The sequence below is a fragment of the Rhodoferax sp. P2_H8_2 genome (assembly GCF_056403235.1).
Map to the genome: position 1 here is coordinate 99,440 of NZ_JBFUFW010000008.1, position 18,022 is coordinate 117,461.

Genomic DNA, 18,022 nt, shown 5'->3' on the forward strand with positions numbered 1-18,022 from the left:
CAACTTCTGGACTAGAGTGCTGGAACATCTCCGAGCCTCTTCATGAACGCCCCTGCTTCGCTGCCCAACACTGATTTGCTACAAAAAAAAGAGCTGCTTACGCACGTAGTACGGGCGTTGCAGGCCTATTTGCCTCAACATGCACTGCTATACCGGCATGAAGACACGACACCGTACGAATGCGACGGACTGACCGCCTACCGTGAACGCCCGTTGCTGGTGGCGTTGCCGGAGACAGAAGCGCAGGTCGCCGCGGTGCTGAAGGCCTGCCATGTGCTGAACGTGCCGGTGGTGGCGCGCGGCGCGGGTACTGGCCTGTCTGGTGGCGCGATGCCGCACGCCATGGGTGTCACGCTGTCGCTGGCCAAGTTCAACAAGATCGTGTCCCTGGACAAGCGCAGCCGCACGGCTGTTGTGCAATGCGGGGTGCGCAACCTGGCGATCAGCGAAGCCGCTGCGCCACTGGGCCTCTACTACGCGCCCGACCCCAGCAGCCAGATCGCATGCACGATTGGTGGCAATGTGGCCGAGAACTCTGGCGGTGTGCACTGCCTCAAATACGGCATGACGCTGCACAACGTACAAAAGGTGCGGGGCTACACGGTAGAGGGTGAACCCGTTGAGTTTGGTTCGGACGCACTGGACACGCCGGGCTACGATTTGCTCAGCGTACTGATCGGTAGCGAAGGCATGCTGGCCGTGGTGACTGAAGTCACCGTCAAGCTGTTGCCCAAACCGATACTCGCGCGCTGCATCATGGCCAGCTTTGACGACCTGCGCAAAGCCGGCGACGCGGTGGCCGCAGTGATCGCCGCAGGCATCATCCCCGCCGGGCTGGAGATGATGGACAAGCCCATGACGGCAGCGGTTGAAGATTTCGTGCATGCGGGCTATGACTTGAATGCCGCAGCGATTTTGCTGTGCGAGAGCGATGGCACGCCGGAAGAAGTGGAAGAAGAGATCGGCCGCATGAGCGCCGTGCTGTCTGCCCACGGTGCGACACAAATTGCGGTGAGCAACAGCGAAGCGGAGCGCCTGCGTTTCTGGAGCGGCCGCAAGAATGCCTTCCCCGCATCCGGCCGCATCAGCCCGGATTACATGTGTATGGACTCCACCATCCCGCGCAAGCGCCTGGCCGACATCCTGCTGGCGATTGCCGAGATGGAAAAGAAATACCAGCTGCGCTGCGCCAACGTGTTCCACGCAGGTGACGGCAACCTGCATCCTCTGATCCTGTTTGATGCGAACGACCCGGATCAGTTGCACCGTTGCGAACTGTTTGGCGCCGACATCCTGGAAACCAGTGTCGCGATGGGCGGCACGGTGACCGGCGAGCACGGCGTGGGCGTGGAAAAACTCAACAGCATGTGCGTGCAGTTTTCTGCAGAAGAAAACGCGCAGATGTTTGCGCTGAAAGCCGCCTTCGATCCCAAGGGACTGCTCAACCCCGGCAAGGTGATTCCAACGCTGCAACGCTGTGCGGAATACGGAAAGATGCTGGTGCGCGGCGGGCAGATCAAGCACCCGGATCTGCCACGGTTCTAAGTGACAGGTGGGGAGGGGCAGGTCGGCCTCCGGCTGAGAGCAGACTTTTTTGTCGCGCTAAAGCAGACACGACTTCAGCGCATAGCGTCAAGATGATCGGCACAAAGCGTCGGTGTCGATTGCCAAGTTGGAAGGACTTAGCTCCATGTTATCGCTGACCACATCAACGCGGTAACCAGCGCAAGACATCCCAGCACACCCGCAATACCTGCTGCAAATTTAAGCTGGAATCGTTTGAGCAGGAGTGAGATTCCTGAAAAAAGAAAGGCCGATCCTGCACACGCACCAACCCATGGCGGCGCGGGGAATTTTGTAACGCCCCGGCCAGGTAGCCTTCCGGGCAATTCTATAAAGCCGAGTGACACAAATACCGTAAATGCCCCAAGCACAATGGCGGTGACCGCCACTAGCAGCGCCTCTTTTTCAGCAAGTTTCATGTCTGTCTATACCGGTATAAAAATAAAGGCAGTCCCGGCCAGTTGCAAGAATGGACCATGCCGCAGATTTACCAATCTTCTGTTCGAGGTTGAAGCCTGGAAGTCCCCATAGGGGGATACTTTTGAGATGTCCGCTTCCGTCGCTTTGCAGCGTCAGAGCTCGCCGTTTTCCACCCGATTGCGCCCCGCCTGTTTGGCGCGGTACAGCGCCGCGTCGGCACGGGCAATGGTCTCTGTGAGTACCTCACCAGGGCGGAACATGGCCACGCCAAAACTGGCCGACATTTTTCCGACCTTGTCGTAGACGCGCGCGTGGATGGCCGTGCGCAGTTTCTCGGCCAGCACCAGTGCACCATCGAGTGCGGTTTCACGGCAAATGATCAGGAACTCCTCACCGCCCCAGCGCCCCGCAACGTCCACCTCGCGGATCACGTCCTGCAGCGTGCGGGCAATGCCGACCAGCACCTCATCCCCGGTCTGGTGTCCATAGGTGTCATTGACGGCTTTGAACTGGTCAATGTCCAGCAGCAGCACACAGAAGCTTGTGCCGTAGCGCATGTTGCGTGAATGCTCTTCTTCCAGTGTGTGGTCCAGGCGCAGGCGGTTGAACAAACCCGTCAACTGGTCCGTGACAGCGAGACGCTCCAACTGCAGGTTTTGCTCCACCAGCCGCGCCTGCGTTTCGCGCAGTTCTGCCAGCGCCTGGTCAGCGCGCCGCTGCGCGTTTTCTGCGGCGCTGTAGGCGGCCGCGTTGTCCAGTGCGATCGCGCCATAGGCACACAGCGCACGAAAAATGGATTGCTCACGCTCGCCGTAGGCCCTGATCCGTGGCGATTGGATAGACATCACGCCCAACAGGCGCTCTCCCACGACCAAGGGAAAGTACAACATGCTGAAGGTCGGCAATGTTCCGGGAATCAGGTTGGGGCTGACCTGGCCGGCGTTCAGATTCTGGATGACCTCTTCACGTCGGCGCGCTGAGCGCGCTGACCTGGAAGTAGGGTTGGCCAGCGCGACCGGGCGCGCGGGCATGGGTGCGCCCTGCTCCATCGCAAACGCAGGCAACAGGAATTTGTGCTCTTCATCGATCAGGTAGATCGAAAACACCGTGGCGTCCAGCAAGTCATTGACGTGGCGGTGCAAGGCTTCAAAGACGGCCTGGGAATTCAGGCTGGCCGTAATCTCACGGCCAATCGTACCCAGTGTTTCCAGCGTGGCTGCGGTTTCGCGAAGTGCCGTGGCCATCTCGCGGTGGCGCTCGGTTTCTGCCTTGGCGCGCTCGACTTCCTGGCGAATCTGGATCGCCAACGCGCGCCGTTGCGCTTCCTGGTTGCGGCCACGGTTGCGGGCCTCGGCAGCCTTGAGGCCGTTTTCAAAGGCAGCGCGATAGTCCCCGATCGAGGCATAGGCCACAGCGACCTGCTTCAGCAAATCGGGAGAGACCGCGTAGCCACTGATGCGGGATGCGATGTCCTGCGCCAGGTACAGATAATGCAACGCCGCCGAAGGTGCGGACATGCCGGCCGGCGGAGGCAAATTGCCATCGGTGTGGATTTGCGCCAGCACGCCCAGGATCTGGATTTGTCCATCCGCATTGCCATGTTCTGTTGCCAACGCCAGCGCGGCATTGGCCTTGGACTGGGCCTCTTCCATGCGGCCCAGATGGTAGAGCGCGCTGGCCTGACCACGCCAAGCCTTGGCGGTAAGGTCTGGCTCTTGGCGTGAATGCACACGTTTTTCGAATTGGACAAACCATTCCAGGCCGGCCGCATAGTCACCCACATCCAACTCAAGTTGGCCCAGGTTGCCCAGCACCTGCTCGTAGTTGCGCGAGCCTGCCAGCGCATCCATTTCGCTGAGCGCCTCTTGCAAATGCGCGCGCGCTTCGTCATAGCGCCTCAGCAAGCGCAGCACATCGCCTGTTTGCAACAGGCACAGCCCGACACTGGCCGGCCAACCGGTGGGGCGGGCCAGCGCAAGCGCCTGGTCGCTCCACTCCAGTGCGGCATCCAGATCGCCCAACATGGCGAAGCTTTCTGCCGCATTGTTTGCAGACACCAGCGCCTGGCGAATGAAGCCAAACTCCAGTGCAAACTGATAGGCAGCCAGATCATGGCGAACCGAAGAGCCAGGATCATTGGTGAGACCGGCAACATTGGCCTTTGCGGTCGAAATCCAGTACTCGACAAACGGCGTGCGCGGCGCATCGCCAGGGAATTGCTGGGCCAGCATCTGGCCAGTCGCCACAGGGTCGCGGAAAGAGGAATACACCAAGCGGCGCGCCATGGCCATTTCCTGACGCTGGGTGTCGCCCGCTTCGCCATAGAGCGCACTGGCTTTGGCCAGCGCGTCATCAGGCTTTTCGCCGCCGACCTGGTCAACCAGGATGGAGGCCTTGGTCCACATGACGTCGCCCATGCCCAACAGGTCTCTCACCTGCTCAAATGCCACGCCGGCCGTCTCTGCCAGTTGCAGCGCCGGCTCCAGATCGGCAAATACCAGCCGCTCTTCAGCGCGCGTCAGCGTGATACGTGCAGTGATGTGGAGACGCTCTGCTTCTGGAATATTCACGCTGGCCAGCAGGATTTGCGCTTCATCGAGCAGAGCCAGCACCCGCTTGCAATCGCGCTGGCGCAAATGCCAGGCCAACTCGACCAGCCTTGGCAAACGCTGCGCCCCCTCCAACTCCGCCAACTGGGTTTCCAGTCGGGCAACCTCCGCATTGAGGATAAAGAGTTGCAGATTGCGCACAGATGTCCGACTTCTAGATCGCCTGGGTACGCTCGTTCAGCCAGCGCAATGCCTCACCACTGACCAGCGGCGCCAGGCGTTGGTGTACCGTGGCGTGGTATTGGTTCAACCACTGCACTTCGTCATCGCGCAACAGGCTGCGGTCGATACAGCGGGTGTCGATGGGGCACAGCGTCAGCGTTTCGAATTCGAGGAAATCGCCGAACTGCTCGTTCATCGTGGCCGGCACGTTGAGCACCAGGTTTTCAATGCGTACGCCCCACTGCCCGGCGCGGTACAGGCCTGGCTCGATCGACGTGATCATGCCGGGTTGCATGGCCATGTTGGCATCAGGAATGGCCTTGGAAATGCTTTGCGGGCCTTCATGCACGTTCAGGAAGTAGCCCACGCCGTGGCCGGTGCCATGGCCGTAGTCCATGCCTTGCTCCCACAGTGGCGCACGCGCCAGTGCGTCCAGCATGGGCGACAACGTACCCAGCGGAAAACGTGCGCGGGACAAGCCTATCGTACCTTTGAGCACCAGAGTGTAGTCACGCTTTTGCGCGGCACTGACATTGCCAATCGGCCAGACGCGCGTGATGTCGGTGGTGCCGCCCAGATACTGGCCGCCAGAGTCGATCAACAGAAGTCCGTCACCTTCGATGACCGCATGGCTCTCGGTTGTGGCGCGGTAGTGCGGCATGGCGCCGTTGGCGTTGAAGCCGGCAATGGTGTTGAAGCTCAAGCCTACGAAGCCTGCACGTTTGGCGCGTGCCGCGCTGAGTTTTTCGTCGACCGTCAGTTCGGTAATGCGCTCCTTGCCCAGCGCAGCTTCAAACCACGCATAGAACTCGCACATCGCTGCACCATCCTGCGCCATTGCGTCACGGATATGCGTGGCTTGTGCAGCATTCTTGCGGCTCTTGAATAGCACGCTGGGGTTGATGGCCTCGATGACTTTCACACTGGCGGCCACGCTTTCGCGCAAACCCAGCGTGACACGGCGCGGGTCGATCAGCAAAACGGCGGTTGCGGGCAACGCCTGCAAATGCGTCATGGCCTGCGCATAGTCCAGCACCTGCACGCCATCGGCTTGCAAGCGGACTGCCAACTCTGCCGGCACCTTGCCAGACGCTACAAACAGTTGCACAGAGTCAGGCCCAATCAGCGCGTGGGCCAGGAACACCGGGTTGTATTCCACGTCGGCACCGCGCAGATTGAATATCCACGCGATGTCGTCCACGGTGGATACAAAGTGGTGGCTCGCGCCCAACGCCTGCATTGCAGCGCGAATCTGGCGCAGCTTGTCTGCGCGGCTGGTAACGGCGAAGCCTGCGTCGTGCTCATAAATACTGTCTTGCGGCAAACCGGCGCGGTCTGGCCAGATGCGCTCCAGCAAGTCCACATCGGTGCGCAGCTTGGCGCCCACCTTTTCCAGCGCCTGGCGCAGTTGCTGTGCAGCGGCGAGACTTAGCACCACGCCATCTACGCCCACCGACTGGCTGGACTTGACGTTCTTGGCGATCCAGTCCACATGGTGGGTGGAAGCGCCACTGTCGATCTTGACCAGATCAATGCCGGTGCCGGCAAGTTCAGCTTCGGCTTGTGTCCAGTAGCGGCTGTCGGCAAACACGGCGGCCTTGTCTTGCGTCACGACCAGCGTACCCATCGATCCGGTAAAACCGGACAGCCACTGCCGACCCTGCCAGCGGTCGGGCAAATATTCGGAGAGATGCGGGTCACTGGACGGGACCAGGCAGGCCGCCAGATCAAGCTCTTTCAGGGCACTTTGTGCGTTGTGGATGCGTTGGGCAATAACTGTGGGACTCATGAACAAGATTCCTTGTGGGAAGACTGGCGCCCGGATGCGGGCTAAGGGTTCATTCTAGAGCGGGGCGCCCCAAAACGGGCAGAGAATGGATGTATGACGCCCTTCCTGCGCTACATGGCTTTTTCATGGTCGCTTACTTTGGCGGGCGCCCAACACAGCATGGCCCAAGTCATCCCCCCTGCAACAACAGCGACTGTCAGCGCTGTCAACGCTGCCGAGCAAGTCCGTCAGGCAGAGCTGGCCTTTGCCCGGTCGATGCGCGAACGCAATCTGGAACGCTTTACGGAACTTGTTTCGCAGGAGGCCGTTTTCTTCGGGAGGGCACGTGTGCATCGCGGTCGCGAGGCGGTGGTGGCAGCTTGGAAGGGCTTCTTTGTCGAACCCACCGCGCCGTTTTCGTGGGAGCCCAAAACTGTCGAAGTACTGGCGTCTGGCACATTGGCACACAGTTCTGGCCCTGTGTATGACCCGCAGGGCAAGCACATTGCCAACTTCAACTCCATTTGGCGGCTCGAAGCTCCTGGTGTCTGGCGGATTGTGTTTGACAAGGGTGAGGATGTTTGCGATTGCAAGAAGCCTTGAAGACTACCTTTTCGCTCGCCCGCTGACGGTACGGGGTAGGCCTCAAAGCGAATGTCCCCCGCCCTTCGGGCTCCTCCTTGATTTCGCAATGAGGCCTACCCCGTACCATCCGCTTGAGCAAGTGTCAGCGAAAAATGAACTCGGATCATTGGCGTGCTAGCGCCGCGCAAGATCAGGTGGGTTGGGTGCTTCCCTGGGCGGAATCAAGGAGGAGGCCGAAGGCCCGGGGGACATCCGCTGAGGGGAGTACCCGACGCGCCTGATTCAGAAAAAGTGTCGGATTACCAAGTGTCGACAGCCAACCCATCGAAGGGGCGCACTTTTGCCGCCTGTAGCCCAGAAACAATCCAAGACCGCGTAGAAGCCGGATCAATCACCGCATCAATCTCCAACGTGGCTGCCATATTGATCGCGCTGCCATTGGAATACTGTTGTTGCACCAACTTCTCATACAACGCTTCGCGCTCTGGCCCTTCGGCCACTGCTTCAAGTTCCTTGCGAAAACCGAGTCGTACCGCGCCCTCCAACCCCATCGCACCAAACTCGCCCGTCGGCCACGCCACTGTCGCCAAAGGTGCGTGGAATCCCCCCGCCGTCATTGCCATCGCACCCAGTCCATAGCCCTTGCGCAATACCACGCTCAGGAATGGCACGCGCAGATGGGCTGCCGCTATGAACATGCGACTGATGTGGCGCACTTGCGCTGTGGCTTCGGTGTCCGGGCCGACCATGAAGCCGGGCGTGTCCACCAAGCTCACCATGGGCAGACCGTGCGCGTTGCACAACTGCATGAAGCGCGCTGCCTTGTCCGCAGCATCGGCGTCGATGGCGCCACCCAGGTGCAACGGGTTGTTGGCCAGCAGCCCGACCGGGCGGCCCTCGATGCGCGCCAGCGCGGTGTGAATGCCTTTGCCAAAACCGGTGCGCAGTTCCAGCAGGCTGCCGACATCGGCCAGCCCCACCAGCGCAGCCCGGCTGTCGTACACGCGCAAACGGTTTTCGGGGACCACATCGCGCAGTGCCAGCGCAGGTGGAGCAGCCCACTCTTGCTGCTGCCCTTGAAAGAAGCCCAGGTAGTGGCGCGCTGCAGCGACCGCTTGCACTTCGTCGTCCACCAGAATGTCAATCACCCCATTGCCGTGCTGCACGCTGCTGGGCCCAATCTCTTCCGGGCGGAATACGCCAAGACCGCCGCCCTCCACCATTGCCGGCCCGCCCATGCCGATATTGCTTCCTTGGGTGGCAATCACCACGTCACAGCAGCCCAGCAATGCTGCGTTACCAGCAAAGCAGCGGCCCGCGGCGATACCGACCACCGGCACCTTGCCGTTGAGCCGCGCGAAGCTGGCAAAGGTGGCCACATGCAGCCCGGCCACGATGGGCATATCGACATCGCCCGGACGCCCGCCACCGCCTTCGGCAAACAGCACGACCGGTAACTGGTTTTGCAACGCCAGTCCGAGCATGCGGTCGGACTTCTGGTGGTTGCGCATGCCTTGCGTGCCGGCCAGTACCGTCGCGTCGTAAGCCATCACCACCGCGCTGTGTCCTTGGATGCGGCCGATGCCGGTCACCATGCCATCGGCGGGCGTGTTGGCAATCAGGTCTTCTTCGGTTCGGCGGCTGCGCTGTGCTGCGACTGCCAGCGCGCCGTATTCGCTGAAACTGTCCGGGTCGCACAGGTCGGCGATGTTTTCGCGGGCGGTGCGCTGCCCTAGCGCGTGGCGCTTCGCAACCGCCTGCGGGCGAGCCCCATCCAGCGTGCGCTGGTGGCGATCAATCACACGCTGTAGATCGGGCCTCAACGCATTGGATTGTTCGGGAGTTACCTCGGGATTAACTACCTTTTTGGCTTCTAACGCCGGTGGAATGTGCGTAAGCAGCTCTACTTTTGATAGCAACTGTCCGTCCGCCACCAGCTCCCCCACGTTGGCAAACAGCTCGCCCATGCGGCCGGCGCTGGGCGCCAGCACCTCGTGCTCCATCTTCATGGCTTCAAGAATGACTAGGACGTCGCCCGCAGCAACGGTCTGGCCGGGCTGCACCAGCCATTGAACAACACTGGCTTGCAAGGGGGAAAGAATGTCAGGCATGACGGCATTGTGGCCCGCAGGGTGCGGGCACGCCGTCAATTGCGGGACAAGGCAAGGAACGGATTCAAATCAAGAATCCGCGTACCGGATCGTCCGCGCCACGCTGCAGCCAGTTGGTCGCCGCGTACTGCGCACTGGTATCCGTCGCATGCAAGGTATACGCATGGCGCGACACCGCCGAACGGTTGGGCGCGCTGTAGTGCGGCAACAGTCCATGAAAGACGACCAAGGCACCCGCCTTCACTTCCAGCGGAATGGCGTTCACGTTGCTGGCTGGCCAAGGCGTGGCATCGAGCTTCTGCATCGTGATCGCATCACCGTGGCGCTCAAAACGCTCACGCAACACGCCGCGCGGGCCGCGGTGGCCGCCCGGCTCGGTCCACAGACAGCCGTTGTCCAGCGTGGCGTCTTCCAATGCAAACCAGAAGGTCGTGACGCTCAGCGGTGTCGTGTCAAAAAAAGTGGCGTCCTGATGCCAGCCCACTTCGCCGCCAATACCCGGCTGCTTGAAGATGTACATGGACTGCCAGACCTGCGGCCGCGTCAGACCCACGTCGGCTGCGACCTCTGCCAATGCCGGACCGTGGCTGAAGGCTTCAAACACCGGGTCTTTGTCGTGCAACGCGTGGCCGATCTTGTTGATCGACAGGGCCTTGGCCTGGCGCAGTGCACCATCCGCGCCAAAGGCCTCTTCCTCAAAAAAGCAGCTGATGCGGTTGGCCGAGTCCAGAAAGTAGCGGTCCACCTGACGCACCTGGTCGTTCGTCGTGAAGATCGTTTTGCTCTCGCTGGGATCAAAGGCCTCGACAATCGCCTCGGCGCGTGCGCGTACGGTGGCAATCTCCGCTGCGGACTTGAAGTTCGGCAGGATGATGAAGCCATCCTCTTGGTAACGGGTTTTCTGGTCTTCGGTGAGCATAGTTTCTTCAGGCCTGATCAATGGCAACAAGGTATCAGTTCAGTATAGACAAGCAGGGGCAAGCCGGTGAAATCGGATACGCTTGCCCGTAGGAGAATTGAGCCCGTGAATCTAGTCCCCCTGATCCAGCGCACCCGTGGTGGCATGCCCGAATGCGTTCACTTTGGCGCCATCGCCGTCGTCAATCTGCGTGGCCAGATTACCGCCCAAGCGGGGGATGCTGACTACGTTACGTTCACCCGCTCCACACTGAAGGCCTTGCAGGCCCTGCCCTTTATGCAAGCTGGTGGGCCCGCACATTTCGGATTCACGCAACCGCAGATTGCAATGCTCTGCGCAAGCCACGGCGGCGAAGACATGCATGTTCAGGCTGCAGAGGACATGCTGGCCAAAGCCGGGCAAACCTACAAAGTGTTGCGCTGCGGCTGCCACGTACCTTCACACTTTGACGCCACCCAACAACCAGTGCCTGCAGGTCTGGCCTACGACGAGCGCCACCACAACTGCAGCGGCAAACACTCGGGTTTTATCGCCTATTGCGTGCAGCATGGCTTGCCGCTAGACGGCTATATAAAGCCCAGCCACCCGCTGCAGCAAGCGGTTCGCAAGGCCGTGGCGCAGGCGGTTGATATGCAGCCCGATGACATGCATATGGGCATAGACGGTTGCTCCGCACCCAATTACGCGATGCCTCTTTCCAAACTGGCGCTGGGCTATGCCCGATTGGCCAGCCGGAACACGGACACACCCTTTGGCGATAGCTACACCCTACTTGCCGACGCAATGACGGCCCATCCCGAGATGGTCAGTGGCACTGGTCGTAACGATTTGGCCTTTATGCAGGCCGGTCGCGGCAACTGGGTCACCAAGGTCGGCGCCGACGGCGTGCAGGTGGTTGCCAGCCGGGAACGTGGCGAAGCGTTCGCCATCAAAATTTCCGATGGCGACAAGCCCGCGCTGTTCGCTGCGACGGTTGAAGTGCTGGACCAATTGGGCTGGCTCGACGACGCACAACGCCACGCGCTGGCGCCGTGGCGTGCGGCTACATTGTTGAATCTGCGCGGCCTGGAAGTTGGAAGCCGCGAAACCGTTTTTCGATTGCAAACACCATGAACAGAAAAGTCACTCTGATTGGCGCCCCCACCGACATAGGCGCGGGCAGCCGCGGCGCCAGCATGGGCCCCGAGGCCCTGCGCGTTGCCAATATCGGCCCCATCCTGACCGGGCAAGGCCTGGATGTGGAAGACCGTGGCAACCTGATCGGCCCCAACAATCCCTGGCTGCCACCGCTGCAAGGCTATCGGCACCTCCCGGAAGTCGTGGCATGGAATCAATTGCTACACGACGCCGTCTATGCCGAGTTGCATGGAGGGCGCATGCCCATCGTGCTGGGTGGCGATCACTGTCTGGGCATTGGCTCTATCAGCGCGGTGGCGCGCCATTGCCGGGAGACTGGCAAAAAGCTGCGCGTGCTGTGGCTGGATGCACACGCAGACTTCAACACCAACACATTGACGCCCAGCGGCAACATTCATGGAATGCCGGTCGCATGCCTGTGCGGTTTTGGCCCGCAAGAGCTGATTGAGATTGGCGGGCAGGTGCCGGCCATTAGCCCCAAATGGGTGCGCCAAATTGGTATTCGCAGCGTAGACGAAGGCGAGAAGCGCTTTGTGCATGAGCAGGACCTCGAAGTTTTTGACATGCGCTATATCGACGAGATGGGCATGCGCTCGGCAATGGAGTTGGCGCTCGCTTTGATGGACGTCAATACGAATCTGCATGTGAGCTTTGACGTGGACTTTCTGGACCCAGCCATCGCGCCTGGCGTCGGCACGACGGTGCGCGGGGGACCTAGCTACCGCGAGGCGCAACTGTGTATGGAGATGATTGCCGACACCGGACGCCTGGGCTCGCTGGACGTGATGGAACTTAACCCGGCCCTGGACGAGCGCAACCGCACGGCCGAGGTCGCAGTAGACCTGATCGAATCCATGTTCGGCAAAAGCACGCTGATGCGCAAGTAGTGCGTTGCGCTCACGGCGACTGCCGACGTCAGCAGTGTTTTAACTCATTTGTAAGGAATTGTCATTGCGCTGTAAGTGTGCAAGTCATACACTGATTTCGCGCACTATCAAAAAAATAGCGATGCGCGGAGCACTCAATATTCCTCAAGCCTAGGAGAGCCTTTATGCATTTCAAACCATCAATAATCAGCTTGGGGTTGTTGGCCCTGGCAGGCGCTGCAAGTGCACAGGATTCCAATCCCGTGTTCTCTTACTCCGGGTTCGGAACCATAGGCTATGCAATCACCGACTCGGACACCGGCACCTACACGACTGGCACACAGCTAAACGGCGCAACCAAGCGCGGCAGCTTTGATCCGGACACCAAATTGGGTCTGCAGATCAATGGAAAGTTCAGTGATACGTTCTCGGGCACTACACAGCTTTTTGCCAAGCAAGATGCCGTCGGGCAATATGGTCCCTCCATCGAGTGGGCCTTCCTGAAAGCAAAATTGGGCAGCTCCTTCAATGTGCGCGTCGGGCGCATGGGCGGGCCTTTTTTCATGACCAGCGATTTCCGCAACGTTGGTTACACCAACCTTTCCGTCAGAACCCCTCCTGACGTGTATGCAGCAGTGCCGGTACGCTCCTTCGATGGGGCAGATTTGCTGTACCAAGGCTCCTTCGGTGACACCACCATCAATGCACAGCTGTTTGGCGGCAAGGCTACTTCGCTCGCCGCACGAGACACCACCATTGTCCTGAATGATTTGGCTGGTCTGAGCGTGTCCGCTGAAATCGGTGCAGTCACCTTGCGTGCTGGGCATGTACAAACCAAGCTTTCCGGCGAAGGCTCCGGTCTGGTCGCCTTCAACGGCCTGATCAACACCTTGCGCGCTGTCAGTGCGACCCCTGGCCTGAGCGGGCACAAGGACTTCGCAGATGCGCTGGCCATCGATGGCAAGGCGGCCACGTTTACAGGTATTGGCGCCTCGTTTGAGTTGGGCCAATGGGTCGGCAGTGCAGAGGTCACCAAGCGCAAGACCGATTCGTTGTATGTCTCAGACATCAGCGCCTGGTACACCACGCTGGGTTATCGGGTCAACAAGTTGACGCCCTACGTGTCCTTGTCTGGGCGCAGAGTTGACAGCATCACCAGCTTCGCGTCCCCGGTTCCACAGCTTAATGCTGCCATCAACGGCATCGCTGGTTCTACTACGGTGACCAAACTGATTGCCGACAACACCGACAACACAACAGCCATCGGCGTGCGCTGGGAAGCGGGCAAGAGCTACGCCGTCAAAGCGGAATACGCCAACATCAACATCCCCAAAGGCTCCAACGGTGGTTTGGGTGGCGTCCCTGGCGGGAAGTTTGAAACCGACACCAGCGTGAACGTCATCAGCTTTGCCCTTGACTTCGTATTCTGAAGGAGCACATACCTATGAAAAACCTCCTCAAACTCCTGTTGACCGCGTCGTTGGGTCTGTGTGCCGCATCTTCTTTTGCCCAGGTAGCCGTAGTCGTTGGTGCCAAGAGCCAAGCGGCCGCGCTGACTGCAGAACAAGCCGCGGGCCTGTTTCTTGGCAAGTCCGACCAGCTCCCTGGCGTGGGAACTGCATTACTACTGGACCAGGCGGAAGGCAGCGCCGTGCGCGAACTGTTTTACACCAAGGTAGCCGGCAAATCCGGCTCCCAAGTCAAGGCCGCATGGTCTCGCCTGGTGTTCTCCGGCAAGGCCACCCCCCCCAAAGAACTGGGCAGCTCTGCTGAAGTCAAGAAAATGGTCGCGGCCAATCCCAACGCGATCGGCTACATCGAGAAGAGCGCCGTCGATGGCAGCGTAAAAGTACTACTATCGGAAGACTGAGTTTGTGCCGATAGCATAAAAAGACGAGAGCGGCCCTTTGGGGCCGCTCCTGTTTGAAGCCCGCTTAAGCTTCCATCAAAGAACAATCGTTGTGACCCTGCATAGCCCCCTATGCAACTGAATTCCTAGGAGAGCATTCTTATGAGTGTGAAGATGAAAATCTGGTCCTTGCCCATCGTGGCCACCATCATCTTTGCGTTGGGGACCATGGCCGTGCTGGCTATCTCCACCTCTACGCTGTCCACCATCCGCGGTGTGGGTGAAGCCCACTACCCCTATCTGGACGCCACCACCAAGTTTGCCAGCCAGCTCGACACCCTTGGCGCCACCATCACCAGCGCCGTCAGCGAGGGGGAGAAAAAGCGCCTGGATGAAGCCAAGGACATTGCCGCGCTGATGCGCAAGACGTTGCAAGGCGCACAGGCCCTGGATGGCCATGAAGCCCAGGTCAAAGCACTGGGTGCAGATTTTGAAGGCTACCTGGCAGCGTCTCTCGAGACGGCCGGTATTTTTCTGGGCGATATCAAAGGCGATGGCCCTGCCTCCATACCCAAGATGCAGGGCTCACAGAAGAAACTGGAAGCCAGTCTGAAGGCGGCCCGTGAAAGCGCCCAGACTGAATTCACTGCGGCGCTACAAGGCGCCGAAGAAGGCGTGCGCTCCAGTCGCAACGTCACCGTCATCAGCGGCCTGGTGGTTATTGCCGTCCTGCTGATTGCTTCCTGGTTTGTGATCCAGAGCGTGTGGTCCCAACTCGGCGGCGAACCCGAATACGCCCGCTCGGCAATGCGGGTGATGTCCCAGGGCGATTTGTCCCAGCACATCAAACTCAACACGGGAGATACCACCAGCCTATTGGCTGCAGTACAGGAGATGACCCAAGGGCTGCGCTCCATGGTCTCGGGGGTGCGCCAGAGCAGCCATTCCATCACTGATGCAGCCCGCGAAATTGCCTCGGGCAACCAGGATTTATCGGTACGTACCGAACAGCAGGCCAACTCTCTGGCCCATACCTCCAGCGGCATGGCCGAGATCACGTCGACCATTCAGCAAAACGCCGAGAGCTCGCGCCAGGCCAGCCAGCTGGCGTCATCTGCCTCGGCAGTTGCCGTGCGCGGTGGCGAGGTCATGGGAGAAGTCATCAACACCATGGCCAGCATTGACACGTCCTCCAAGAAGATCAGCGAGATCATCGGCGTGATTGACGGCATTGCGTTCCAGACAAATATCCTCGCCTTGAATGCTGCAGTGGAAGCAGCCCGTGCCGGCGAGCAGGGCCGGGGCTTTGCCGTGGTGGCATCAGAAGTGCGGTCGCTGGCGGGCCGTTCTGCCCAAGCTGCGAAGGAAATCAGCGCGCTGATCAAGACCTCGGTGGATCAGGTGGAGCATGGCTCCAGCCTGGTGCAACGCGCCGGAACGACGATGCAGGAGATTGTGAGCTCGGTGCAGAAGGTGGGCTCCATCATTGAGGAGATCACGGTGGCCTCCAGAGAACAGGCCACCAGCATTGCGGAAGCCGGCAGTGCGATTGCCAAAATGGATGAGACGACACAGCAGAACGCTGCGCTGGTTGAAGAGGCTGCAGCCGCGGCTTCCAGTCTGGAGCAGCAGGCGGAAGAACTGGTCAAAACCATGGCGAGCTTCAAGCTGGGTGACCAGGGAGATGAGCAGGGTGACCACGCCCAGGGCCGTTCCATGCTGGCCTTGCGCTAAACCTCTATCCCATAGAAAAAGGGGAGATGCCTTGCGGCATCTCCCCTTTTTTCTTGATGCGGCAAATGCCGCAATATCCGTTTAGAACGTCGCCTTGAACTGTACGCCGTAGGTACGTGGATCGTTGATGAAGCCAGTCAGGTTGTTGAAGTCAATGCCACCGGTCACGCGCACTTGGTTGGTGATGTTGCGGGCAAACACAGCCGCTTCGTATTTGCCGTTGTTCCAGTTGTAACCAACGCGCAAGCCACCTTCAACCAGGGCCGGTGCAGTGAACTCAACCGACTTGTACAGAAACAGGTTGGTCTCCGAGCGGTAAGCCCAGTCGGTGTAGACAAAGTACTCGCCGCCGTTGGTGGTAGGGATACCGTAGCGGGCTGTTATGTTGGCAATCCACTTGGGGGCATTGGGCAACGCGTTGCCGTCGATCAGGGCCTTGCCAGCAGCATTCAACGGATTCAAGACCGTGCACTGGGCGCAAACGCCAACTGCCAGGCTGGAGTCGCTGATCTTGGTCTCGTTGTAGCTTCCGCTCAAAGTCACCAGGAAGTTCGGCGTCAGGTAGGCATCAAAGTTCAGTTCTACGCCGTCGCCAGAGGCCTTGGCAGCGCTCACCAATTGGTTGCTGTTGTTGGCACCACCCACGGCGGTCAGTTGCTGATCTTTCACGTCAAAGTGAAACACGCTGAACGATCCACGGGCGCGCTTATTGAACAAGTCCGCCTTGATACCGGCCTCGAAGGAGGTATTGGTCTCAGGTTTGGCTTGGGTCAGCGGTGCAAATGCATCGGGGTTCTGGATGCTGGAGCCGCGGTAGCCTGTTGCAACGCGGCCGAACAGGTTGGTGTCCTTGTCCAGCTTGTAGGTGGCACCCATGTCCCAGGTGACCTGGCTGTCATTGGTGCTGGCGGTCAATCCATTGGCGGTCAGTGCGGCGCTGCCGGGCTGGGTGGTCAGCGTCTTTTTGTCTTGCGTGTAGCGAAGGCCGCCACGCAGTTTCAGGTCGCTGCTCATGGCGTAAGTCAGGCCCCCGAACACCGCGTAGGAGTCATTGGTCTGGTCCGACATGATGACGCCAGTTTGCGGATTGGGTGCCGTGGAGCTGTAGGAGAAGCTGTCAAAGCCCAGCTTTTCCTGGAACAGGTATACACCACCTTGCCAAGTCAGCGGGCCGGTGGCCTTGGACTCGACGCGGAATTCCTGGGTGACTTGCTGGTGATCACGCACCCTGGCCGCGCTCTCGGACGGGAACGGGATCAGGCCAGGGCCGCTGCTGGGCAGGAAGGCAGCACCGAAGCCACCGTCGATATCGCCACGGCTGTAAGCGCTGACGGTCTCATAGCCCGTGATGGAGTAGACGTTGAAGTCGGGCAACGACCATTTCAGCTTGGCGCTGTAGCCAGTGCTGGTCAGGTTCTGTTCGTTCAGGCCATCGGTATGGATTTGCGCGGGATCAAAATCATCCACGAGCTCGTTCGTGCCCTTTTTGATGATGTTGGCGCGGAACACGCGGGCGCTGCCCTTCAGGTCACGGTTGTGGGCACTCAGCAGAGCGCTGAACATGCCACCGCCGTCATAGGCAGCCTGGATGCGGATGGCGCGGTCGTCGTAGCCTTCAAGATCCTTTGTCGCGCTCTTGTCGTTCTTGACCCAGTTGTCGCGGTGCTGCGATTGGGCAGAGATACGGGCATTCCAGTCGCCGCTTAAAGGCAGGTTGAATGCACCTTCAATGTTCGTGGTGCCGTAGGTGCCTGTGGAAATGTTGAAGTATCCGTCGGTGGCCTTGGAGGGCTTGACCGAGTCAACTTTGACCACACCAGCCGGGGTGTTGCGGCCAAACAGGGTGCCTTGGGGGCCAGCCAGCACTTCAATGCGGTTCACGTCAAAAATGGGGAATCCCTTGAGGATGGGCGTCTCTTGCACGATATCGTCATATATCAGCGACACGGGCTGGGAAGCGTTCGAGCGGAAGTCAGTGTTGCCATAGCCGCGGATGTAAAAGCGGGGGAAGGCACGTCCAAAGGAAGACTCGATGTTCAGGCTGGGCACCCGGCCGGAGAGCATGCGGATGTCCTGGCCACCGGTGTTCAGCACGTCGAGCTTTTCACCCGAGATCGTGGAAATGGAGCTGGGAACATCCTTGATGTTTTCCGTACGGCGTTCGGCGGTGACCGTCACGGCTTGCAGCGTGCCGACTTCGGTCGACTGGGCCATGGCATGCGTCATCGGAAACGCCAGCGCGATGCCCGCCAGCAGCGGTAGCGGGCGCAAATTCAGGGAAATTGATTTTTTCATTGGG

Annotated in this window: 12 protein-coding genes and 1 pseudogene; 7 read left to right on the top strand and 6 right to left on the bottom strand. The window is 59.9% G+C overall.

What is annotated here, in order from left to right:
• Positions 1–42 precede the first annotated feature (42 nt).
• Complete coding sequence (locus AC1DV6_RS14500; protein ID WP_477978560.1) at positions 43–1,545, top strand: FAD-linked oxidase C-terminal domain-containing protein; 1,503 nt, start codon at positions 43–45, stop codon at positions 1,543–1,545.
• A gap of 137 nt (positions 1,546–1,682) precedes the next feature.
• Here the strand turns inward: AC1DV6_RS14500 and AC1DV6_RS14505 are convergent, their stop codons facing one another.
• The 3 genes from AC1DV6_RS14505 to AC1DV6_RS14515 form a co-directional block, all read right to left on the bottom strand.
• On the bottom strand, positions 1,683–1,982 hold the full coding sequence (locus AC1DV6_RS14505) for a hypothetical protein (protein ID WP_477978562.1): 300 nt from the start codon (positions 1,980–1,982) through the stop codon (positions 1,683–1,685).
• Positions 1,983–2,135: 153 nt separating this feature from the next.
• The gene (locus AC1DV6_RS14510) at positions 2,136–4,733 is read right to left on the bottom strand and encodes a GGDEF domain-containing protein (protein WP_477978564.1); all 2,598 of its coding nucleotides are present in this window, start codon (positions 4,731–4,733) and stop codon (positions 2,136–2,138) included.
• Between the two features lie 13 nt (positions 4,734–4,746).
• The gene (locus AC1DV6_RS14515) at positions 4,747–6,543 is read right to left on the bottom strand and encodes an aminopeptidase P family protein (RefSeq protein WP_477978566.1); all 1,797 of its coding nucleotides are present in this window, start codon (positions 6,541–6,543) and stop codon (positions 4,747–4,749) included.
• Between the two features lie 93 nt (positions 6,544–6,636).
• Here AC1DV6_RS14515 and AC1DV6_RS14520 point away from each other — a divergent pair, with 93 nt between their 5' ends.
• A complete protein-coding gene (locus AC1DV6_RS14520; protein WP_477978568.1) occupies positions 6,637–7,125 on the top strand; it encodes a YybH family protein in 489 nt (162 codons plus the stop codon).
• Between the two features lie 281 nt (positions 7,126–7,406).
• On the opposite strand, the pseudogene AC1DV6_RS14525 reads toward AC1DV6_RS14520, so the two are convergent.
• Both AC1DV6_RS14525 and AC1DV6_RS14530 read right to left on the bottom strand, forming a co-directional pair.
• A pseudogene (locus AC1DV6_RS14525) lies at positions 7,407–9,218 on the bottom strand (carboxyl transferase domain-containing protein); the annotation flags it as partial.
• Positions 9,219–9,282: 64 nt separating this feature from the next.
• On the bottom strand, positions 9,283–10,137 hold the full coding sequence (locus tag AC1DV6_RS14530) for a phytanoyl-CoA dioxygenase family protein (protein ID WP_477978570.1): 855 nt from the start codon (positions 10,135–10,137) through the stop codon (positions 9,283–9,285).
• 105 nt (positions 10,138–10,242) lie between these two features.
• Here AC1DV6_RS14530 and AC1DV6_RS14535 point away from each other — a divergent pair, with 105 nt between their 5' ends.
• The 5 genes from AC1DV6_RS14535 (at position 10,243) to AC1DV6_RS14555 (ending at position 15,723) form a co-directional block, all read left to right on the top strand.
• Entirely contained in the window at positions 10,243–11,250 is a 1,008-nt protein-coding gene (locus AC1DV6_RS14535; RefSeq protein WP_477978572.1) for an asparaginase, read from the top strand.
• Positions 11,247–12,161, top strand: coding sequence for an arginase (gene rocF, locus AC1DV6_RS14540; RefSeq protein ID WP_477978574.1), 915 nt, complete (start codon positions 11,247–11,249; stop codon positions 12,159–12,161). The genes AC1DV6_RS14535 and rocF overlap by 4 nt, the downstream gene beginning before the upstream one ends.
• A gap of 164 nt (positions 12,162–12,325) precedes the next feature.
• Entirely contained in the window at positions 12,326–13,570 is a 1,245-nt protein-coding gene (locus tag AC1DV6_RS14545; protein WP_477978576.1) for a hypothetical protein, read from the top strand.
• A 14-nt stretch (positions 13,571–13,584) separates the two neighbouring features.
• Entirely contained in the window at positions 13,585–14,010 is a 426-nt protein-coding gene (locus AC1DV6_RS14550; protein WP_477978578.1) for a hypothetical protein, read from the top strand.
• Positions 14,011–14,163: 153 nt separating this feature from the next.
• Positions 14,164–15,723: a methyl-accepting chemotaxis protein gene (locus tag AC1DV6_RS14555; protein ID WP_477978580.1), complete on the top strand. Its 1,560-nt coding sequence runs from the start codon at positions 14,164–14,166 to the stop codon at positions 15,721–15,723.
• 81 nt (positions 15,724–15,804) lie between these two features.
• On the opposite strand, the gene AC1DV6_RS14560 is transcribed toward AC1DV6_RS14555, so the two are convergent.
• Positions 15,805–18,018: a TonB-dependent receptor gene (locus tag AC1DV6_RS14560; RefSeq protein WP_477978582.1), complete on the bottom strand. Its 2,214-nt coding sequence runs from the start codon at positions 18,016–18,018 to the stop codon at positions 15,805–15,807.
• Between the last annotated feature and the right edge of the window lie 4 nt (positions 18,019–18,022).